20 protein-coding genes and 2 rRNA genes (1 of these 22 running past the window's edge) are annotated in these 19,462 nt (G+C 35.2%); 1 reads left to right on the top strand and 21 read right to left on the bottom strand.

The window, feature by feature from the left end; translation table 11 throughout:
* The 9 genes from ispE to metG form a co-directional block, all read right to left on the bottom strand.
* Positions 1–870, bottom strand: coding sequence for a 4-(cytidine 5'-diphospho)-2-C-methyl-D-erythritol kinase (ispE, locus tag B7R65_RS14630; RefSeq protein WP_088043533.1), 870 nt, complete (start codon positions 868–870; stop codon positions 1–3).
* A gap of 164 nt (positions 871–1,034) precedes the next feature.
* Complete coding sequence (locus B7R65_RS14625; protein ID WP_088043532.1) at positions 1,035–1,214, bottom strand: small, acid-soluble spore protein, alpha/beta type; 180 nt, start codon at positions 1,212–1,214, stop codon at positions 1,035–1,037.
* A gap of 100 nt (positions 1,215–1,314) precedes the next feature.
* Complete coding sequence (gene veg / locus B7R65_RS14620; protein WP_088043531.1) at positions 1,315–1,584, bottom strand: biofilm formation stimulator Veg; 270 nt, start codon at positions 1,582–1,584, stop codon at positions 1,315–1,317.
* A gap of 203 nt (positions 1,585–1,787) precedes the next feature.
* Entirely contained in the window at positions 1,788–2,663 is an 876-nt protein-coding gene (gene yabG, locus B7R65_RS14615) for a sporulation peptidase YabG (protein ID WP_088043530.1), read from the bottom strand.
* A gap of 168 nt (positions 2,664–2,831) precedes the next feature.
* Entirely contained in the window at positions 2,832–3,707 is an 876-nt protein-coding gene (gene rsmA, locus B7R65_RS14610; protein WP_088043529.1) for a 16S rRNA (adenine(1518)-N(6)/adenine(1519)-N(6))-dimethyltransferase RsmA, read from the bottom strand.
* Complete coding sequence (rnmV, locus tag B7R65_RS14605) at positions 3,707–4,261, bottom strand: ribonuclease M5 (RefSeq protein ID WP_088043528.1); 555 nt, start codon at positions 4,259–4,261, stop codon at positions 3,707–3,709. The genes rsmA and rnmV overlap by 1 nt, the downstream gene beginning before the upstream one ends.
* Before the next feature lie 139 nt (positions 4,262–4,400).
* The gene (locus B7R65_RS14600; RefSeq protein WP_256941333.1) at positions 4,401–5,609 is read right to left on the bottom strand and encodes a G5 and 3D domain-containing protein; all 1,209 of its coding nucleotides are present in this window, start codon (positions 5,607–5,609) and stop codon (positions 4,401–4,403) included.
* A 184-nt stretch (positions 5,610–5,793) separates the two neighbouring features.
* Positions 5,794–6,564 (bottom strand): TatD family hydrolase, encoded by a 771-nt coding sequence (locus tag B7R65_RS14595; protein ID WP_088043526.1) that lies wholly within the window; start codon positions 6,562–6,564, stop codon positions 5,794–5,796.
* A gap of 425 nt (positions 6,565–6,989) precedes the next feature.
* Positions 6,990–8,963 carry a methionine--tRNA ligase gene (metG, locus tag B7R65_RS14590; RefSeq protein ID WP_088043525.1) on the bottom strand — a complete coding sequence of 658 codons (1,974 nt, stop codon included), beginning with the start codon at positions 8,961–8,963 and terminating at the stop codon, positions 6,990–6,992.
* 302 nt (positions 8,964–9,265) lie between these two features.
* Here metG and B7R65_RS14585 point away from each other — a divergent pair, with 302 nt between their 5' ends.
* Positions 9,266–9,547 carry an AbrB/MazE/SpoVT family DNA-binding domain-containing protein gene (locus tag B7R65_RS14585; protein ID WP_088043524.1) on the top strand — a complete coding sequence of 94 codons (282 nt, stop codon included), beginning with the start codon at positions 9,266–9,268 and terminating at the stop codon, positions 9,545–9,547.
* Between the two features lie 127 nt (positions 9,548–9,674).
* On the opposite strand, the gene rsmI is transcribed toward B7R65_RS14585, so the two are convergent.
* The 12 genes from rsmI to B7R65_RS14525 form a co-directional block, all read right to left on the bottom strand.
* Entirely contained in the window at positions 9,675–10,550 is an 876-nt protein-coding gene (gene rsmI / locus B7R65_RS14580; RefSeq protein WP_088043572.1) for a 16S rRNA (cytidine(1402)-2'-O)-methyltransferase, read from the bottom strand.
* Positions 10,522–10,812, bottom strand: a complete 291-nt coding sequence (locus B7R65_RS14575; protein WP_088043523.1) for a GIY-YIG nuclease family protein — start codon at positions 10,810–10,812, stop codon at positions 10,522–10,524. The genes rsmI and B7R65_RS14575 overlap by 29 nt, the downstream gene beginning before the upstream one ends.
* Positions 10,799–11,536, bottom strand: a complete 738-nt coding sequence (locus B7R65_RS14570) for a tRNA1(Val) (adenine(37)-N6)-methyltransferase (RefSeq protein ID WP_088043522.1) — start codon at positions 11,534–11,536, stop codon at positions 10,799–10,801. Before B7R65_RS14570 ends, B7R65_RS14575 begins: the two co-directional genes overlap by 14 nt.
* A gap of 196 nt (positions 11,537–11,732) precedes the next feature.
* Positions 11,733–12,092 (bottom strand): DNA replication initiation control protein YabA, encoded by a 360-nt coding sequence (yabA, locus tag B7R65_RS14565; protein WP_142288258.1) that lies wholly within the window; start codon positions 12,090–12,092, stop codon positions 11,733–11,735.
* 12 nt (positions 12,093–12,104) lie between these two features.
* Positions 12,105–12,932, bottom strand: a complete 828-nt coding sequence (locus B7R65_RS14560) for a PSP1 domain-containing protein (RefSeq protein ID WP_088043521.1) — start codon at positions 12,930–12,932, stop codon at positions 12,105–12,107.
* A gap of 3 nt (positions 12,933–12,935) precedes the next feature.
* Positions 12,936–13,931, bottom strand: coding sequence for a DNA polymerase III subunit delta' (gene holB / locus B7R65_RS14555; protein ID WP_088043520.1), 996 nt, complete (start codon positions 13,929–13,931; stop codon positions 12,936–12,938).
* Between the two features lie 11 nt (positions 13,932–13,942).
* Complete coding sequence (locus B7R65_RS14550) at positions 13,943–14,383, bottom strand: YaaR family protein (RefSeq protein WP_088043519.1); 441 nt, start codon at positions 14,381–14,383, stop codon at positions 13,943–13,945.
* A gap of 91 nt (positions 14,384–14,474) precedes the next feature.
* Positions 14,475–15,110 (bottom strand): dTMP kinase, encoded by a 636-nt coding sequence (tmk, locus tag B7R65_RS14545; RefSeq protein ID WP_088043518.1) that lies wholly within the window; start codon positions 15,108–15,110, stop codon positions 14,475–14,477.
* A gap of 11 nt (positions 15,111–15,121) precedes the next feature.
* Entirely contained in the window at positions 15,122–16,540 is a 1,419-nt protein-coding gene (locus tag B7R65_RS14540) for an aminotransferase class I/II-fold pyridoxal phosphate-dependent enzyme (protein ID WP_088043517.1), read from the bottom strand.
* Positions 16,541–16,889: 349 nt separating this feature from the next.
* Entirely contained in the window at positions 16,890–17,078 is a 189-nt protein-coding gene (locus tag B7R65_RS14535; RefSeq protein WP_256941331.1) for a sigma factor G inhibitor Gin, read from the bottom strand.
* Positions 17,079–17,559: 481 nt separating this feature from the next.
* Positions 17,560–17,675 (bottom strand): 5S ribosomal RNA (gene rrf / locus B7R65_RS14530).
* Between the two features lie 60 nt (positions 17,676–17,735).
* A 23S ribosomal RNA gene (locus B7R65_RS14525) occupies positions 17,736–19,462 on the bottom strand (it continues 1,212 nt past the right edge of the window).

The following is a 19,462-nucleotide window of genomic DNA, read 5'->3' as shown; positions in this document are numbered from 1 at the left end:
TTAATCAAGTTTTTCACGTTCACCAAGCATACGAACAGCATAAACTTGGTCACAAAAACCTTTTAATCCATTATAAACACGATTCATTCTTGAATCATGCCTTACTAAACCAAATACCGTCGGTCCACTTCCGCTCATTAAAACTGCATCCGCTCCAAAACGCTTCATTTGTTCTTTAATCATTGCAACTTCAGGATGTAATTGTAAAGTAACTGTTTCTAATACATTTCCTAAAGAAGAACAAATGTCGTAATATTTCTTTTCAGAAATAGCTTGGACCATTTTATCCACATTTGGATGGGATACATCATCTAGTTTTAATTTTTGATAAACCGTCGCAGTCGAAACACCTTGACTTGGTTTCGCTAGAATTACCCAGCACGGCGGTGGCGCATCGATATGCTCAATTTTTTCACCGCGTCCAGTTGCTATTGCTGTTCCACCATAAACACAAAAAGAAACATCCGAACCAATTTTCGATCCTATCTCAGCCAATTCATCTAACGTGCAATTTAGATTCCAAAGCTTATTTAAACCTCTTAAAACAGCTGCAGCATCTGAGCTTCCTCCTGCTAAACCAGCAGCAACAGGGATATTTTTAGTAATAAAAATATGCGCTCCTTGTTTAACTCCGAACATATCTTTTAATATGATAGCAGCTTGGTAAGCTAAATTCCGTTGGTCATCAGGCACATATCGATTATGTGACGTAACAATAATTCGATCCTCTTGAAGAAGCTCTAATTCGATTCGATCGGCTAAATCAATTGTTGTCATTATCATTTTCACATCATGATATCCGTCGTTCCTTTTTCCTACTACATCCAACGAAAGATTAATTTTCGCAGGAGCTTTCACCATTAACTTCACTATTCTCACCTTCTTATGAACACTACTTTTTTTGCTATTGTATCATAATTAAGTCATAAGAAAAATGTAACCATTAGAAAGTGCTATTTCTCGCTGGGTTTTCGATTGTAAAGGTCACAAAAAACCGAAGCATCTTGCTTCGGTTTTGTCGAAGTGAATATTCATTACTGTTGCTTATTTGATAATTGTAACTCAGCTAATTCGATTGCTCTTTTAACCATGTTCCCGGCATCCTTCGCTCGGATGCCTCCCCAGCCTTCTTTTTGAACAACGTCATAGAAACCAAGATCTTTTGCAAGCTCTTCTTTAAACTTCTCTGACATTACGCCTCTTCTTCTACCCAAAAAAAGCAACCCCCTTTTCATCTTCGACACGCATAGTATGTGTAATATATGTAATTTTATTTAATGAAAAGAGAGAAAAAGAAAAGAGACAGTAGATAATCTACTGTCCGTTCGCCATTAGTTCACTTGTATGGTCATCACAGAAAAACAATTCAACTGTTTCTGTTAAAATATCTGCATAACTAAAAGATAAGCGTTCAAATGCGTTCTCTTCTTGATCTAGTTGTACTACAAATATGGATGGATATGTTTCTGCTAATACACCGGAGCGTTCCACAGTTTTTCTGCGCCCGCTGTTTGCTTTTAATGTAAGTCGTTGTCCAACATGACTATCTAAAGTATCCTTTATTTCAGATAATTTCTTTGCCATTTCATACCACCTCACTCTGACAAGTATACCATATTATGTAAACTACGTCAACAAAACATAAAATTATACCAACGAGACTAGATACCTGTCAATAAAAATTTTCAAGTCCAATATATTATTTGTATAATTCATAAAGTTATGTATGAAAATTAAAAAAAGATTTTCTACTAACGAGTTCTCGTTGATGTAGAAAATCTAAATTTTTATTCTTCCATTGATTGAAAAGGCAATCCTGTTCTTAGTATTCCCTTTGTCTCTACCCCACCTAGACCTTTTTCTCCAGTAATCGTATTACGCACAACCTCATAAACATTCACTCGATCCATAAATGATGTGAAACTTATTTTCCCGACTACGTAGACAGGATCTAAAGCATGGATATTGACTCTAGTTGGTGAACTAGCAAAATTTGCCCCAGCACGAATAATCGCCTCAAAATGAGATTGGCATGCCCCAGCAAAAATAACTAGATGATCCAATGATGGAACTTTTCTTCTCGCTTCTTTTACAGCATCAACAAAGTATTTTGAATGTCGATAAGCATCTAAGTCAGTAACTACACCTTTTGCTTTCGTATATGCGTCATGACCTGTAATAACGAGTATGTCAGGACGATAATGATCTAAATAATACCCAATTTTTGTTGGTAGCTCTGTTTCTTTACAATAGATACCTTCAACAGGTACCCCCATTTTATTATACATTTCAATACACTTTTTTAAATAAAGTGGATCTCCATCTATATGAAGTACACGACCTGGTATCTGAAATAAGTTGACGTCAGTTCGATAACCGTTTGTTGCTTCAAACCTTCTTTTTTCTTTTTGTTCAAGCGTCTCTCTTCTAAATAATTTGTAATTCTGTTCAATTTCTACAGAAGATCTTCTACCTTTTTCGCGATACTCAGATTCTATAATCACTCGCAGGTCGGATAAAGGCGCATCAGCAATTAAACGAAAATCGTCACCATATAAAATAGCAATTACTTCATCACCGTTTTGTTTTATCTCCACTACACGAAAAAGTAAGTCATATTTATAAGATGCTCGCTCTACGATATCTCCTATATTAATATTCATGCCTTCCCCTCCAAAATGACTTAAGTACCCACTACGATTCTGCTCTCTTTTTTTAGATTATGTATCGACCTAGAAAAGGGTGATTAGATTGAATTATTGAAATCGACTCAAAAAAAAGAATCCAAACTTATTTAATCAATAAGTTTAGATTCTACCTATAAAAACTTGTTATTTTAAATACTTATATAGACTATTACTCAACGTAGCAAATTCCTGTATGGACAATGTTTCGCCTCTTCTTGTACCTACTATTCCAGCTTCTGTTAGGCATGTTTCAAGAATCGATTTATCTTTTTTCAGTTGTGAGAAATTACTTAACAAATTATTATTTAACGTTTTTCTACGTTGTGCAAAACTAGCTCTTACAATTTCAAAAAAGAATGCTTCATCAATAACCTCGGCTGCTGGTTGATCTCTTTTCACAAGCTTAATGACAGCTGAATCAACATTCGGTTGTGGCATAAATACTGTTCGAGGTACAGTCATTACTGTTGAGGCATGTGTATAAAATTGGATTGCTATCGAAAGTGATCCGTAATCTTTTGTTCCAGGTTTAGCTGCAATGCGGTCAGCAACTTCCTTCTGAAGCATACAGACTATACCTCTTATCGGTAATCCCTCTTTTAATAACTTCATAATAATTGGTGTCGTCACATAATAAGGTAAATTGGCAACCACCATAATGTCTTTTTCATTTGGTAAATATTCTTCAATTGCTTTTTCTACATCCGCTTTTAATACATCTTCATTTACAATTTGAATATTATCATAAGGTGACAATGTATCTTCTAAAATCGGTATTAGTCGATTATCAATTTCAAATGCTAAAACTTTTTTAGCACGTTTGGCAATTTGTTCAGTTAAAGCTCCAATCCCAGGACCAATTTCAATTGCACAACTTTCTCCAGTTAAGTCAGCATAACTTACAATATTCTCTAGTATATTTGTATCAATCAAGAAATTTTGACCAAAACTTTTTTTAAAAAAGAAATCGTACTTTGCCAGTATTTCCTTTGTACGACTTGGTGTTGCAATATCCTTCATCACTTTTCCTCCATTAAAACTTTATTTACAGCTTGCCCAAACTCTTCTTTCGAAATTTGAAACATTTGTAGACGTTTCTCTAGCTGCTTTCCGTTTGTATATCCTATATTAAGTATTTTACCGAGTTTATCTCGTCTCTCGCTTGACTTTGGATGCCCAATAAATCCCGCATCAACTAAATCTTCTTTTGTAATTTCAGACTCAACCTCGATAAATTCTTGTTTAACATGGAGTAAGGCATTTCGAATCGAATCTCTTGTCGCATGCTCAATACCTAATCCTTTTTTACCTGAACGAACCGCTTCTTCTTTTGGTAAAAAAGCATGTTTACAACCTGGTACATTTTCCTTAATAATTGATCGTATACGTTGACCAGGATAATCAGGATCAGTAAATACAATGACCCCTCTTGTCTCTTGTGCATGTTTAATTAATTGTAACGTTTCCTTATTTATGGCAGATCCACTTGTTTCAATTGTATCTGCATCAACAGCTCTTTTTATTGCCGCTGTATCATCTTTACCTTCGACGACAATGATTTCTTTAATTTTCATTTGTTCCTCCAACCAATTCAAGTATTGTAATCATACCATAAGGATAAAAAAACTTCATACCATGTTAAAAATAGTATAAAAAAAAGCAGAAGGACTTATCCTTCTACTTTTACAATCTCAACTATTTATTTTAAATAGATTAGCTTATAATACGAATTTTCACTGTACGACGACCAAAATCAAAACAGTCATCTTTTGTAGGCATTAAAATATCAATTCTACGACCTTTTATTGCACCGCCAGTATCCCCAGCAATTGCAACACCATAGCCTTCTACCCATACTTTAGATCCAAGAGGAATAATATTCGGGTCAACCGCAATCATTTTCATATTAGGGTTTTTACGAATATTAATACCAGTTGCAGTTGTACCACTCATTCCAGCATCATAAGGTGAATATGCAGTTGCTTCTACATACATTTCTTTAACCTTACTATTTACTTTAGGCGCGCTAGATTTAACTAGTGCACTTGAAGAAGGTACTGATTTTGTTCCGACAGCAACAACTCGATCAACAGGATCTTTTAAAATCGTTTCATCAATAAGTGTTTTAGAAACAACTTTTCCGTTTTCTTTGATCAATTCAAAGTTACGTTTAACAAGACCTTTTACACCGTCTGTGATAACTGCAGATTCCCCTTTATACATTGAGGAATCCACTTTTTCTTTTTCACGGTAATCTAATGATTCTTCCACCACATCGTTGACTTTTTCCACGCGTATCACTCGAACTGTATCGTTTTGTTCAACCTTTGCATCAACCGCTGGTTCAACTCGATCATATTCATTTAATGTAATTTGCTGTTTTTCTAAAAAGTCAGCGACAGTAGTCGAAGTTGAAAATACTTTTTTAGGTACACCACCATCATTAAGTACTATTGGAAAAGCTTTCTCATAAGTAACATTTTCATTTTCTTTTAATGGTGTTGATGGCCCTGGCATGATAATATCATTGGGTTTTACTTTAATTTTTTGTTCTTTTAATAATTCTTGGACAGTTTGAGCAGTTGTCATAATGACTTTTTCTTGCCCATCAATTGTAAATTTAACAGACTTTGCATGTTGAATGACGACGTCCATTTTATCTGAAATTTTTGTATCAGCAGAAGGATAAATCTCATCATTATTCGTTATTGTTAAGTTCTGTTCTTTTAATAATTCAGCCACAGTGTTTGCATGTGTTTGAATAACCTGTTCATTCCCGTCTACCTCAAGAGTTACTTGTTCTTTAAGTCCCTCATATGCTCCTGTACCTACTGATCCAGTGAAAACTAAAGCTCCTGCAAGTTGTACTGCTAGTTTTTTACTACTCCCAAGTCTAGAAAGTAACCTATTCGCGTCTATCACGATTTACTCCTCCTTTACTTTGAGAAAAAAGATTGACTAGCTCCAAACCTATTAACTAGTGCTTCTACTCTACTGAATGTATGTTTACTAGATTTAGAAGTAGAAGAGTTTTTTTTCGACAAATCCTTCAACTCTTCATACGTGAACTGTGACGAATCCAATCTATTCGCTCTAGTTCATAAAATCATTTGTTAATCTGAAAGATTTTACATGCGTTTTCAAATGTTCTTAATTGAACTTCTTCAACTGAAATACCTTTTAAACGTGCAATCTCATCAGCAACAAGTGATACATAGCTAGGTTCGTTTCTTTTTCCTCTATGCGGATGTGGAGTTAAGTATGGACAGTCCGTTTCGATTAACAGATTATCTAACGGAATCTCAGTCGCAACTTCTTTTGGTTTTTTTGCATTTTTAAATGTAACCGGTCCTCCTAAAGAAATATAGAAGTTCATATCGATACATTCTTTTGCAGTCTCCACACTTCCGCCGAAGCAGTGCATTATGCCGCCTACTTCTGATGCATTTTCTTCTTTTAAAATTGTAACAATATCTTCGGTTGCGTCACGATTGTGAATAACGATTGGTAATTCACACTCTTTCGCCAGGCGAATTTGTCTGCGGAATACTTCTTGTTGTATTTCCTTTGGTGACTTATCCCAGTAATAATCTAATCCAGTTTCGCCTATTGCTACTACTTTTGGATGTTTAGAAAGCTCTTTAATCCATTCAAAATCTTCTTCAGTTGCGTCGATTGCATCAACTGGATGCCAGCCAATCGCTGCATATAGAAAATCATATTGCTCTATTAATTCCATAGCTTTCGTAATAGTTGGTCGATCAAAACCAACAACTACTTGATGAACAACTCCTGCTTCAAGTGATCGTTTGATAACTTCTTCAAGGTCTTCTTTAAATTGATCAGCGTTTAAATGTACATGTGTATCAAAAAGCATTTTAAGTTCTCCTTCGTCCATCTGAGATTTAGTCTAGCATACCGATAAATTTCTTACCTAACGCACAGTTAACAATTCCGTTACAAATAGAAACAGCTAAAATTAATTAATTTCTAATAAAATTTTAGTGTTTTTTTAAGTTAAGCCCCTGAAAAACCAGGACTTTGGTTATACGAGTTACATTATTAGACAATTATCGTAATTTTACTATTGTAATCTACCTGTAATATTTTCTTCATATAATGACATATTCTAACAAAACTTCTGTTACATTTACCAAATTCCAACAAATTCATATCATTTTAAGTGTTTCACAGAGAATACTACATATTTCATCACGTTATAACAATTATTTCAGAAAAATAAATGACAAAAGAAAAAGTGTCCCATGTATAGTTTTACACGAAACACTTTTCCTAGTAACACTATTTTATAATCGTACCATTTGGTAAAGTTTGATCGATCGTTGCAAGAGAAAGTTTACCTTCAATACTCCCCGCAAGAATCATTCCTTCAGATAATTCGCCTCTTAACTTAGCTGGCTTTAAGTTTGTAACACAGATTACTTTTCTACCAACTAAATCCGCCGGTTGATAGTATTCAGCGATACCCGAAATAACCTGTCTTGATTCATTGCCTAAATCTAATTGAAGTTTAAGAAGTTTTTTAGCTCCTTTTACCGCACTTGCTTCTTTTACTTCTGCAACTTTAAGTTGTACCTTAAAGAATTCATCAATTGTAATTTCAGGAACTGCTTCTTCAATTTTTTCTTCAACTGGTTTTACAGTTCCCTGCATTTGTTCTTTAATATAAGCAACCTCAACCTCAGTTTCTAAGCGAGGGAATATTGGTCCACCTTTTTTAACTTTAATTCCTTCATTAATAGCTCCAAATTCATTTAAACTATTCCATGACAAGATCGCTTCGTCACTTAAACCTAATTGAGAGAATATTTTTGCTGGAGTTTGTGTTAAAAATGGCTTTAACAATATACCCACTTGTCTTAATGACTCTGCTAAATGCGCCATAACAGAAGCTAGTTCTTGAATTCTTTCTTCATCTTTAGCAAGTACCCATGGTTGTGTTTCATCAATGTATTTATTCGTACGACTAACAAATTGCCAAATATTTGTTAATGCAACCGAAAATTCCATCTTCTCCATTGCTTCTTCTACAGATTCTCTTGCATTTTTTGCAACTTGTTGAAGATTCTCATCAAATGCAGTAAATACTCCTTTAACCGAAGGGATATTTCCATCGAAATATTTCTCAATCATAGCAATTGTACGATTTAATAAATTTCCAAGATCATTTGCTAAATCAAAGTTAATGCGGTCTACGAATCCTTCTGGAGTGAATATTCCATCTGAACCAAATGGTACTTCGCGTAATAAGTAATAGCGTAGTGCATCTAATCCATAGCGATCGATTAATACAACCGGATCTACAACATTTCCTTTTGATTTACTCATTTTACCGTCTTTCATTAATAACCAGCCATGTGCAAAAACCTTTTTAGGTAATGGTAAATCTAATGCCATTAACATAATTGGCCAATAAATCGTATGGAAACGTACAATTTCTTTTCCGACCAAATGTACATTTGCAGGCCAATATTTCTTATAGTTTTCCTCATTATCTGAACCATAACCAAGAGCTGTAATATAGTTAGATAACGCATCAATCCAAACATATATAACATGTTTTGCGTTTCCAGGTACCTTTACACCCCAGTCAAAAGATGTACGTGAAACGGCTAAATCTTCTAAACCTGGTTTGATAAAATTATTAATCATCTCATTTTTACGAGACTCCGGTTGGATAAATTCTGGATTTTCTTCATAATACTTTAGAAGTCGATCAGCGTATTTACTCATTTTAAAGAAATAAGATTCTTCTTTTACTAATTCAACTGGATGGCCGCTATCAGGGCTCTTACCTCCAATTATTTTACCTTCTTCATTATAAAGAGGGTCTACAATTTGCGTTTCTGTATAAAATGTTTCATCCGGTACAGAATACCATCCCTCATACTCATCTAAATAAATATCACCTTGATCGAGTAACTGTTTAAAAATCTTCTCAACAATCTCTTTATGTCTAGTTTCAGTTGTGCGGATAAAATCATCATATGAAATATCTAGTTTCGTCCAAAGATCCTTAATCCCAACAACGATGTCATCTAAATATGCTTGGGGTGAAACGTTTAACTCTTCAGCTTTTCGTTGAATTTTTTGACCATGTTCATCAGTTCCTGTTAAATAGAAGACATCAAACCCTTGTAACCTCTTGTATCTAGCCATAGCATCTCCGGCTACTGTTGTATATGCATGACCTATATGTAATTTTCCGCTCGGATAATAAATTGGTGTTGTAATATAAAATGTTTTATTACTCATTCCAGAATCTCCTCCTTTAAATAATTTCTAAATATTGACACTAAATTATTCGCATGAATTTGCATTTCATTATAAAATGAAAAATAAGTTATCTGCATTTTCCATCAATTTACTTCTTCATGCTTATTTTCTAAGTTAAATTTTACACAATAGTAACATCTATTTCTATTGTTTCTCGTAAATATACATACATTTTCTTGTTATGTTCAAACAATAGTACGTTTTTAGACAATATTTAATCAGATCACTTAAAGATATTAAATTAATTTCTTTAATAAATACTTTGCATAGGAGGACTAAACATGAAATCAACAGGTATTGTACGAAAGGTAGACGAACTAGGTCGTGTCGTTATACCAATTGAACTTCGTAGAACATTAAACATCTCAGAAAGAGATACACTTGAAATATTTGTTCAAGAAGATCGAATTGTCCTTAAAAAATACCAGCCAAATTTAACTTGTTTAATGACTGGTGAAATTTCAAAAACAAATCTAGAACTTAGTGATGGTAAAATTGTTTTAAGTAAAAAAGGTGCAGAACTGTTAAAATTTGAAATTGAGCAGTTTTTATCTGAAAAGTAGATCCTATTTTGAAGAGGCTGTCTAATTTTTGTACTTTCTTTTTACTAAATAAATATGATTAAACTCATGATGCAAAAAAAGAAGAGAAATACTTACTACTTAGACAGCCAACTTCATTTTATAAATTTTACAATTCATGATACTCTGCATAAACATCTCTTTTATTTAGTGAACGATCTTTAGCTACCAGTTTGATTGCTTCTTTACTCTTTTCGTTTTTTTCGTTGATGTAAAAGTCGACATGTTCATTAATCGTTAAAGTTTCCCACCAACAGTCTTCTTGGTTTTTAGCTTCTTCTTCAGAAGCCCCTTCTAAAACGATAACAAACTCTCCACGCACTTCTTCATTTATTGCCCAGTTTAACGCTTCGCTAACTGAACCACGTATAAACTCTTCGAATTTCTTTGTTAGTTCCCTACAAAGTACTATTTTTCGATTTCCTAAAACTTCATCGATTGCTTGCAATGTTTCTTTTAAGCGATGTGGAGATTCATACAATAATACTGTACTACGCTGCCCTTTTAACGTTTCGAGCTGTTTTTTCTTATCCTTTTTTTGACGAGCTAAAAACCCTATATATAAAAATGAATCAGTTGGTAAACCTGAAGATATTAATGATGTTAATGCTGCGTTTGCACCAGGTAGAGATATGACTGAAATTCCTTCTTCTAAACAAAGTTGTACTAACTCATAACCTGGATCATTAATACATGGCATACCTGCATCACTGATCAATCCTACCTTCATACCTTTCTTTAAATCTTCGACAATTTTTAACCCAGCTTTTTCCTTATTATGTTCATGGTAACTAACTAAATGAGTAGAAATTTCAAAGTGATTGCACAGTTTCTTTGAATTCCGAGTATCCTCTGCTGCAATATAATCTACTTCTTTTAGTATGCGTACCGCTCGAAAGGTCATATCTTCTAAATTACCTATAGGAGTTGGTATTAAATAAAGACATCCTATCTCTTCATTTAAAAAACTCTTTTGGCTCTTTATCATTGTTTTTTCCTTCTCTCATATATCGTTCTTTATTCGTTCTAGTTAATTGTTTGAAAGCGTATTCCGCTTGCATCGCTTCTCTTTTTGATAAAAACTCCTCTTGATATATACATCTTACAGGCACTCTACTTCTCGTATACTTTGCACCTTTTCCATCATTGTGTTGTTTAATTCGACGTTCAATATTAGTCGTATATCCGGCATAAAAGGATGCATCATTACATTCTAAAACATATAAATAATGTTTACTGTTTTCCATATAAAATTTCCTTCATAGGCAATGTGTACTCATTATTTTCTTCATATACATAAATCGGTGGTAGAATCTTTAAATCCGCTTTACCACCTTTAATTCCTTCAATTAGAAGTGTATTTGCTTCTTTTCCCATTTTCGGATAGATGAATTGCATTCTTTTCGGTTCAATTCCATGGTTTCTCATTGTCGTAACAATATCTAACAACCTACCTGGACGATGAACCATTGAAAGTTTACCACCATGCTTTAATAACTGCTTGCTTGCAATTATTACCTCATCTAAATTAGTCTTTATTTCATGTCTTGCTATCGCATAGTGTTCATTTAAGTTCTGTTCTGATGTTGGGATATCTTGAAAATATGGTGGATTACAAGTGACAACATCGACAAATTCTCTTCCGATTATAGAAGGGGCATTTTTTAAATCATCAAGAATCATTGAAATTTTTTGTTCTAATTTGTTATATTCGATACTTCGTTTTGCCATATCATATAATCGTTCTTGTATTTCCACGCCTATAATATTTGCATGGCTTCTTCTATGTAACATTAATGGAATTACTCCATTACCTGAGCATAAATCGACAATCGTGCCTTTTTGAATTGGCACATACGTAAAATTCGACAATAGAACTGCATCTAAGGAAAACGAAAATACAGTTGGACTTTGTATAATCCGCATATCATCGGTTAATAAGTAATCTAAACGTTCATCACCCTTAAGCATAGTTAATTCCTTTCGATCTTCTAACTAATTTTTATCTTTTTATCATTACCTTTTCAGTCAATAAATAACTAGAAAAGAATACAAAGAGGCTATTCCATATGAAATTACGTCAAATACCTTAGCAACAATGATTATTTGTATATTCATTGTTTACAATTAGTAGGTAAACGCCCGCTTCTTCTGGAATAGCCTAATATTACTTTTTATCAAAGAAAGATAAACAAAACAGACAGTCCTCATCGTGACGAACACTTCCATAATGAAGATTACAAATATGAAAGCCTTCTTGGTATAGTCTAGCGAGATTATCGTATCCTTCACCAAGATCTTTGTCTTTTTGAACTTTTTTCTTCTTTGGGTCTTTCATCTGTTCTTTTTCTTCTACACGTTGATCTAAACCTAAGCGATGACGTAAATGGTCATTCTCAATTTTTGTGTAGTGGTTTTCTTCTAGAAGCTCAGCAATATACTGTTTTAAGTCACTAAGCTGTTTCGATAGATCTTGAATTTGTTCTTCCATATTGGAAAGAGATAAGAATATATTCTTCTTGTCCAATCTTACCACCTCTTAATCTGTGGTTTGTATTGAAACGACTCCCTCGTGAATTAAATCATCCAGGGTATACTCCACAACGCGTTCTTTTTTAATCAATTCTACTTGAATAACTCGTTCTAAGATGTTTAAACCAACTACTCTTCCAGGACCTTCAGTAGTCTCAATGATATCTTCTAAATCAGGTAGCTGTTCTTTCGCTGCCTCATATTCATCATTTTCATATTTTAAGCAGCACATTAATCGGCCGCATAGTCCTGATATTTTTGCTGGGTTTAAAGATAGATTTTGATCTTTTGCCATCTTAATCGATACAGGTTCAAAATCTCCTAAAAATGTTGAACAACATAACATTCTGCCACATGGTCCTATACCACCAAGCATTTTTGCTTCATCTCGTACACCGATTTGTCTAAGCTCAATTCGAGTACGAAACACCGCCGCTAAATCTTTTACTAATTCTCTAAAGTCTATTCTACCATCTGCTGTAAAATAAAAAATGACTTTATTTCGGTCAAACGTATATTCGACATCAACTAATTTCATATCTAGTTCATGTTGCATAACCTTACTTGAGCAAACTTCATAAGCTTCTTTAGCCGATTGTTTATTCTCGTCAACTATCGTACGATCATGTTCATCAGCTAATCGCATAACTTTTTTTAAAGGAAGGACAACATCATTTTCTCCAACCTTTTTATTCGGTACAACTACTTTTCCGAATTCAATCCCTCTCACCGTCTCAACGATGACAAATGTATCTTTAAGGATTGTTAATCCATTTGGGTCGAAATAATAGATTTTTCCTGCCTTTTTAAACCGTACCCCGACTACTTCGTACACAATCTACAATCCCTCCTGTAGCTCTATAATCATTTGCTCTAAAACTAACACCATATTTGCGTTTGATGTTAAACGTTTTTTAGCATCAAGAATGATTTCTAAACAAGTCGTTATCTTTTCTAATGAATAGCGGTTTAATGCTTGTCTCATTAAAGATTCTTCATTTTTGAAAACAACATTTTTTTCTTGCTCAGCATATATATATAGCATGTCTTTAAAGGCTAATACAAGCATATCTAGCATCATCTGTATTTGATCTTTTGAATCAAAATGACGAGAAACATTTTGTTGTAACACTAAAAGACTATCTTTTTTTGTGGTAACTAATGCTTCATATAATTCTATCACTAAATCTCTTGCTTGTGCAAACCATTCTTCTTGTGCGATTTGGACTGCTATAGATTCACTATTGGTAACTCTTGATAGTAGTGGGATTAGTTGAGGTTGTATATCAATATTATTTAAATGTGCCTCGAAATATTTTATAGGTAATGGGTTAAAATGTATTGATTGGCATCGGGATTGAATCGTTGGTAATATTTGTTGTATTTGTTCAGTTAATAAAAAAGCAGTTGTAATAGAAACAGGCTCCTCCAAAAACTTTAGTAATGAGTTTGCTGCATTCGAAGTCATTCGATCTGCATGATCGATGATATATATTTTGCGGTTTGACTCTACTGCTGTTTTGGAAAACTCTTCCTGTAATTGTTGAATCTGATGTTTTTTTATCGACGTTTCTTCAGGTTCAATGATATAAACATTTGGATGGTTACCTGAATCGACACGCTTACAGTTTCGGCAAGTCCCACAAGGAGCTGCCTCTTTTACATTTTCGCATAGTAATACCTTTGTATAGTATATGGCAAGCTCTCTCTTACCAGTTCCTCTTGGACCTTCAAATAAATAAGCATGAGCCACTCTGTTTTTCATCACAGCATTTTTTAACATTTTTGTAGCCACTGGCTGACGCTCAGTTAGTTCATCCCAAGATGTATTCATGTTTCACCTACTCATGTATATAAATTGATTAATAATCCTTTTATTTCTCCAATTTTGTTTAATAGATGGATGCTTTCACTTTCGCTTTCCATCATATTCTCTGTTAATTCGATTAGTTTTTCATCAATTAACTTCACAATCTGCATGGATGAAACTGATCCTCCAGCTCCCCAACTAATGTGCTCTGATAAATCCATTCCATGATCTACTGTTTCCTTTAAAAAGCGTTTAACTAATTGTTTAAATCTAGCCAAATCTCTTAAATTTTTTCCTTTTGCTAAACGTTCTCCTTGAACTTCTATCTCGCTAATTAAACGATTTAATTGTTCTATTTGTAGTTTTGATTCATTTTTTCGAACTAGCGATTGGAAGTTTGTCGAGTTTGTTTGAGTTTGTCGTAAATCTTTTCGTTCACTATTTAATTTTGCTACTAAGTTTTGATCGATTTTCACTTAAGAACCTCCATTAAGTACAAAACTTATTTCTCCTCTATTATACCAGTTCATAAATTTATTGTTCATGTAATCTAACTATCGAAGTTAATTATTTTTTGTCTGCTAGTTTATCTAATATAATTTGTAATGTATTATGATAAACTTCATCAATAGATTTGGATGCGTCTACTTTTTTAAAACGATTTGGTTCTCTATTCATTATTTCTGAGTAACCACTTTGAACTTTTATGTGAAAATCTAATTCTTCTAGATCTAATCTGTTTACTTCCCTCTCATCAGATTGATGAACTCTATTTAAGCCGATTTTAGGGTCTAATTCAAAGTAGATTGTTAAATCCGGCATCAATCCATTGATTGCAAATTGGTTAATTTGGTAAATCTCATCTATTCCAATGCCTCTACCAACTCCTTGGTATGCAAGAGAACTGTCAATAAATCGATCGCATAATACTAGTTTCCCCTCTTTTAAAGCAGGAACTACTTTTTCTGCTAAATGTTGCCTACGAGCAGCAGCATATAAAAGTGCTTCCGTACGTATATCCATTTCTATATTCTCTGGATTTAAGATGATATTTCTAATACTTTCAGCTATACGTATTCCACCTGGCTCACGCGTGGAAATAAAATTTAACTCTCGTTTAGAAAGTTCTTCTGTAATCATATTAATAATAGTCGTTTTCCCAGCACCCTCAGGTCCTTCAAACGTAATAAATAAAGATTTCAATCATTTCCCTCCTAGATTAGCACTTCAATTTGTAGTTGTTTATTTTCATATAGGTTGTGAATAGTTATTCCGAATTGATAAATTTTCACTATATAATCAACATGCTCTTTTGTTATTATCTCACCTTTTAATAAAACCGGCACACCTGGTGGATATGGTACAATATTTTCTGCTGAAATTTCACCGATTGATTCTTGTAAATCTTTTAAGGTTTTCTGTTTTTTCTTTAATAAAGCATAACTATATATCACTTCACTATTAAGGGTTGGTACAACAATTTGAGGATGCTCATTTTCAACTCTTGTTAACTTAGAAGTGGCATTTTTAATTCTGTTTATCAATTCATTGTAATTAAATTGTTCGTCTAGCGGTAATATGAATAGGACATGTGCCCAATCTGAAAGTTCTATAAAAATACCTTCGTCTTCAAGTATGGCCTGCAGTTGTTTTCCTGTATGTCCTAATGTGCTTTTTAAAGTCACTTTTAATAGATCTTGCTGATATGAAGAATGTTTAGTCGTTACTACTTCTATTGCTGGTAACTCACACAGTTCTTTTATAAATTGATTGATTGTATTTTGAAGTCTTCGTACATGATTGATTGAAAATTGTTCTACAAAGTTTCTTGAGTAATCAAGTGAAGCCATTATTGGATAAGAAGGACTGCTACTCTGTAGCATTCTTAACATCTCTCTAATTTTGTCTACACTTACTAAGTTCGATTTAATATGTAAATATGACCCCATTGTCATCGCCGGAAGCGTCTTATGAGCAGATTGGATAACTATATCAGCTCCCATTGATATTGCATCAATTGGAAATGGGTCTCCTATAACAAAATGGGCGCCATGTGCTTCATCAATAATGACTGGAATATTCATTTTATGTGCTAAATCGATCACTTCAACTAAATTCTGTGACATTCCATAATAATTCGGATTTGTTAAAATAACAGCTTTTACATTCGGGTTACTATTAATAATATCCATTGTTCTTAGTGTACTTATCCCTAATGGTTGTCCTAAATCTTGATCTATATCTAAAGGTAAAAAAATAGGCTTTACTCCTGCAATTGAAAGACCATGGAAAACTGATTTATGACAATTTCGTTGAACTAATACTTCATCGTTTTCACTACATAAGGCTAAAATAGATGCTAAATTCCCAACGGTCGATCCATTCACAAGAAAGAAACTCTCATCTGCTCCATAAACATCTGACAAAAGTTTTTGGGCTTCATAAATAACTTCAGATGGATAATGCATATCGTCTAAACCGTTTAATTCTGTAACGTCATATTTCAATAAATCTGGCAGTTCTAACTCATTTATATATGAATGCTTCCCATTTTTATGTCCCGGGACATGAAGTGATATTGTATTTCGTGAAACAAAGTGTTTTAATGCGTTCACTAGCGGCATATTTTCCATTTATTCTTACGCTTCCTTTTTAACTCTATTAAGTCTATCGAATATTAACATATTACAACATAGACAATTTTACATTTAATTTATAGTACTTTTAAGATATTAATTTTAATTTTTATTTACTATTATTTCACAAAATAAAAACCGATTTTAATACAAATACTCACCATTACTATAAGCCCTAGTTACTAATTAGGAACTAGAACTCAAAGTAATTAACTATGGTGGAGGTACCTTGTATTTTATAATCGGTCCTTCATCTTATAATATTATTTTAACTTACTATACTCGCTTAGACCACAACTAATGTCTGTTTGAAATAATTAGCATATCGATGAAATTCGAAAAATCACTAGTTCACAATTTCTTCTTTCACGGAATTAATAATTCTTAGTTTTTCAATAAACGTATTATAAGCAGGTTCACTTGTATCAGTTGTTACTATTTCCTTTTCACATTCGCAACAAATAAATGCATGTATTACATGGATACCTTTTTCTTTGTTCTCTTCACATATTACACACTTTGTTAAAACACTCACCCTTATTCCTCCTCAGAAAAGTTTTTTTAAAATCTGCTATATTGATTAAACAATTTTGTCTATTAACTAGTTTTGCAAATTAAAAACTTTTTATACAATTTATGGCCTATTTTTCTGTAATATATGAAAATTCTTTTAATATGGTGCTGCATTTTGAGATTTTAATTAAAGATGTTTTTTATATCGCAGTTTTAACCTTAGTTCCTTTATGATTGTAAATGCTTTTTCTTTTTCATATATGAGCAAACCTAATAACCACGTAAAGCCCATAGCTTGGTCAAAGTTGACGGTACTTCCTTTTAAATCCACACTCTCTCTGTGGACGTACTATCCTTTGGTTCATACACTTTATTGAATCTAGGTGGCCTGACTTTCTCTCAGGAGTCTCTTAGTCCTTGCATTTCATCTCGGAAATCGTTTGAGTCAATTCTCAACTTGAACACAAAAAAACATCAGCCTATAAGCTGATGTTTTTCAATTAACCAGGCGACGTTCTACTCTCACAGGGGGAAACCCCCAACTACCATCGACGCTGAAGAGCTTAACTGCCGTGTTCGGTATGGGAACGGGTGTGACCTCTTCGCAATAATCACCTGATTTATATTCATTTCGAGTACTTCGTACCCTCAAAACTAGATAATGTCATTATCAAACTTGTTAGTTAAGTCCTCGACCGATTAGTATCAGTCAGCTCCACGTGTCACCACGCTTCCACCTCTGACCTATCAACCTGATCATCTCTCAGGGGTCTTACTAGCTTAACGCTATGGGAAATCTCATCTTGAGGGGGGCTTCATGCTTAGATGCTTTCAGCACTTATCCCTTCCACACATAGCTACCCAGCCATGCTCTTGGCAGAACAACTGGTACACCAGCGGTGTGTCCATCCCGGTCCTCTCGTACTAAGGACAGCTCCTCTCAAATTTCCTGCGCCCACGACGGATAGGGACCGAACTGTCTCACGACGTTCTGAACCCAGCTCGCGTACCGCTTTAATGGGCGAACAGCCCAACCCTTGGGACCGACTACAGCCCCAGGATGCGATGAGCCGACATCGAGGTGCCAAACCTCCCCGTCGATGTGGACTCTTGGGGGAGATAAGCCTGTTATCCCCGGGGTAGCTTTTATCCGTTGAGCGATGGCCCTTCCATGCGGAACCACCGGATCACTAAGCCCGACTTTCGTCCCTGCTCGACTTGTAGGTCTCGCAGTCAAGCTCCCTTATGCCTTTACACTCTTCGAATGATTTCCAACCATTCTGAGGGAACCTTTGGGCGCCTCCGTTACTCTTTAGGAGGCGACCGCCCCAGTCAAACTGCCCACCTGACACTGTCTCCGAGCCGGATAACGGCTCTAGGTTAGAATTTCAATACAGCCAGGGTAGTATCCCACCGACGCCTCCACCGAAGCTGGCGCTCCGGCTTCTCAGGCTCCTACCTATCCTGTACAAGCTGTACCAAAATTCAATATCAAGCTGCAGTAAAGCTCCACGGGGTCTTTCCGTCCTGTCGCGGGTAACCTGCATCTTCACAGGTACTATAATTTCACCGAGTCTATGGTTGAGACAGTGCCCAAATCGTTACGCCTTTCGTGCGGGTCGGAACTTACCCGACAAGGAATTTCGCTACCTTAGGACCGTTATAGTTACGGCCGCCGTTTACTGGGGCTTCAATTCAGAGCTTCTCCCGTAAGGGATAACCCCTCCTCTTAACCTTCCAGCACCGGGCAGGCGTCAGCCCCTATACTTCGCCTTGCGGCTTCGCAGAGACCTGTGTTTTTGCTAAACAGTCGCTTGGGCCTTTTCACTGCGGCTCTCCCGGGCTTGCACCCAAAAGAGCACCCCTTCTCCCGAAGTTACGGGGTCATTTTGCCGAGTTCCTTAACCATAGTTCTCTCGCTCACCTTAGGATTCTCTCCTCGCCTACCTGTGTCGGTTTGCGGTACAGGCACCTATTTCCTCGCTAGAAGCTTTTCTTGGCAGTGTAGAATCAGGAACTTCGGTACTATATTTCCCTCGCCATCACAACTCAGCCTTATGATGTGCGGATTTGCCTACACATCAGCCTAATTGCTTGGACGCGCATATCCAGCAGCGCGCTTACCCTATCTTTCTGCGTCCCTCCATCGCTCAAACGGAAATGAGGTGGTACAGGAATATCAACCTGTTGTCCATCGCCTACGCCTTTCGGCCTCGGCTTAGGTCCTGACTAACCCTGGGAGGACGAGCCTTCCCCAGGAAACCTTGGGCATACGGTGGACGGGATTCTCACCCGTCTTTCGCTACTCATACCGGCATTCTCACTTCTAAGCGCTCCACCAGTCCTTACGATCTAGCTTCAACGCCCTTAGAACGCTCCCCTACCACTGATACCATACGGTATCAA

The organism is Bacillus sp. EAC (genome assembly GCF_002156875.1).
GTDB lineage: Bacteria > Bacillota > Bacilli > Bacillales > Bacillaceae_G > Gottfriedia.
This window is presented reverse-complemented; position numbering and strand designations above follow the sequence as displayed.

What these genes read in the sequence shown, in the direction of transcription:
- veg (WP_088043531.1), bottom strand. Translation starts at nt 1,584, where the DNA reads ATGGCAAAGAAATTATCTGAAATAAAGGATACTTTAGATAGTCATGTT.
- B7R65_RS14540 (WP_088043517.1), bottom strand. Translation starts at nt 16,540, where the DNA reads ATGGAAAATATGCCGCTAGTGAACGCATTAAAACACTTTGTTTCACGA.
- B7R65_RS14585 (WP_088043524.1), top strand. Translation starts at nt 9,266, where the DNA reads ATGAAATCAACAGGTATTGTACGAAAGGTAGACGAACTAGGTCGTGTC.
- rnmV (WP_088043528.1), bottom strand. Translation starts at nt 4,261, where the DNA reads ATGAAAATTAAAGAAATCATTGTCGTCGAAGGTAAAGATGATACAGCG.
- B7R65_RS14575 (WP_088043523.1), bottom strand. Translation starts at nt 10,812, where the DNA reads ATGGAAAACAGTAAACATTATTTATATGTTTTAGAATGTAATGATGCA.
- holB (WP_088043520.1), bottom strand. Translation starts at nt 13,931, where the DNA reads ATGAATACATCTTGGGATGAACTAACTGAGCGTCAGCCAGTGGCTACA.
- yabG (WP_088043530.1), bottom strand. Translation starts at nt 2,663, where the DNA reads ATGAATATTAATATAGGAGATATCGTAGAGCGAGCATCTTATAAATAT.
- B7R65_RS14570 (WP_088043522.1), bottom strand. Translation starts at nt 11,536, where the DNA reads ATGCTTAAGGGTGATGAACGTTTAGATTACTTATTAACCGATGATATG.
- metG (WP_088043525.1), bottom strand. Translation starts at nt 8,963, where the DNA reads ATGAGTAATAAAACATTTTATATTACAACACCAATTTATTATCCGAGC.
- rsmA (WP_088043529.1), bottom strand. Translation starts at nt 3,707, where the DNA reads ATGAAGGATATTGCAACACCAAGTCGTACAAAGGAAATACTGGCAAAG.
- B7R65_RS14595 (WP_088043526.1), bottom strand. Translation starts at nt 6,564, where the DNA reads ATGCTTTTTGATACACATGTACATTTAAACGCTGATCAATTTAAAGAA.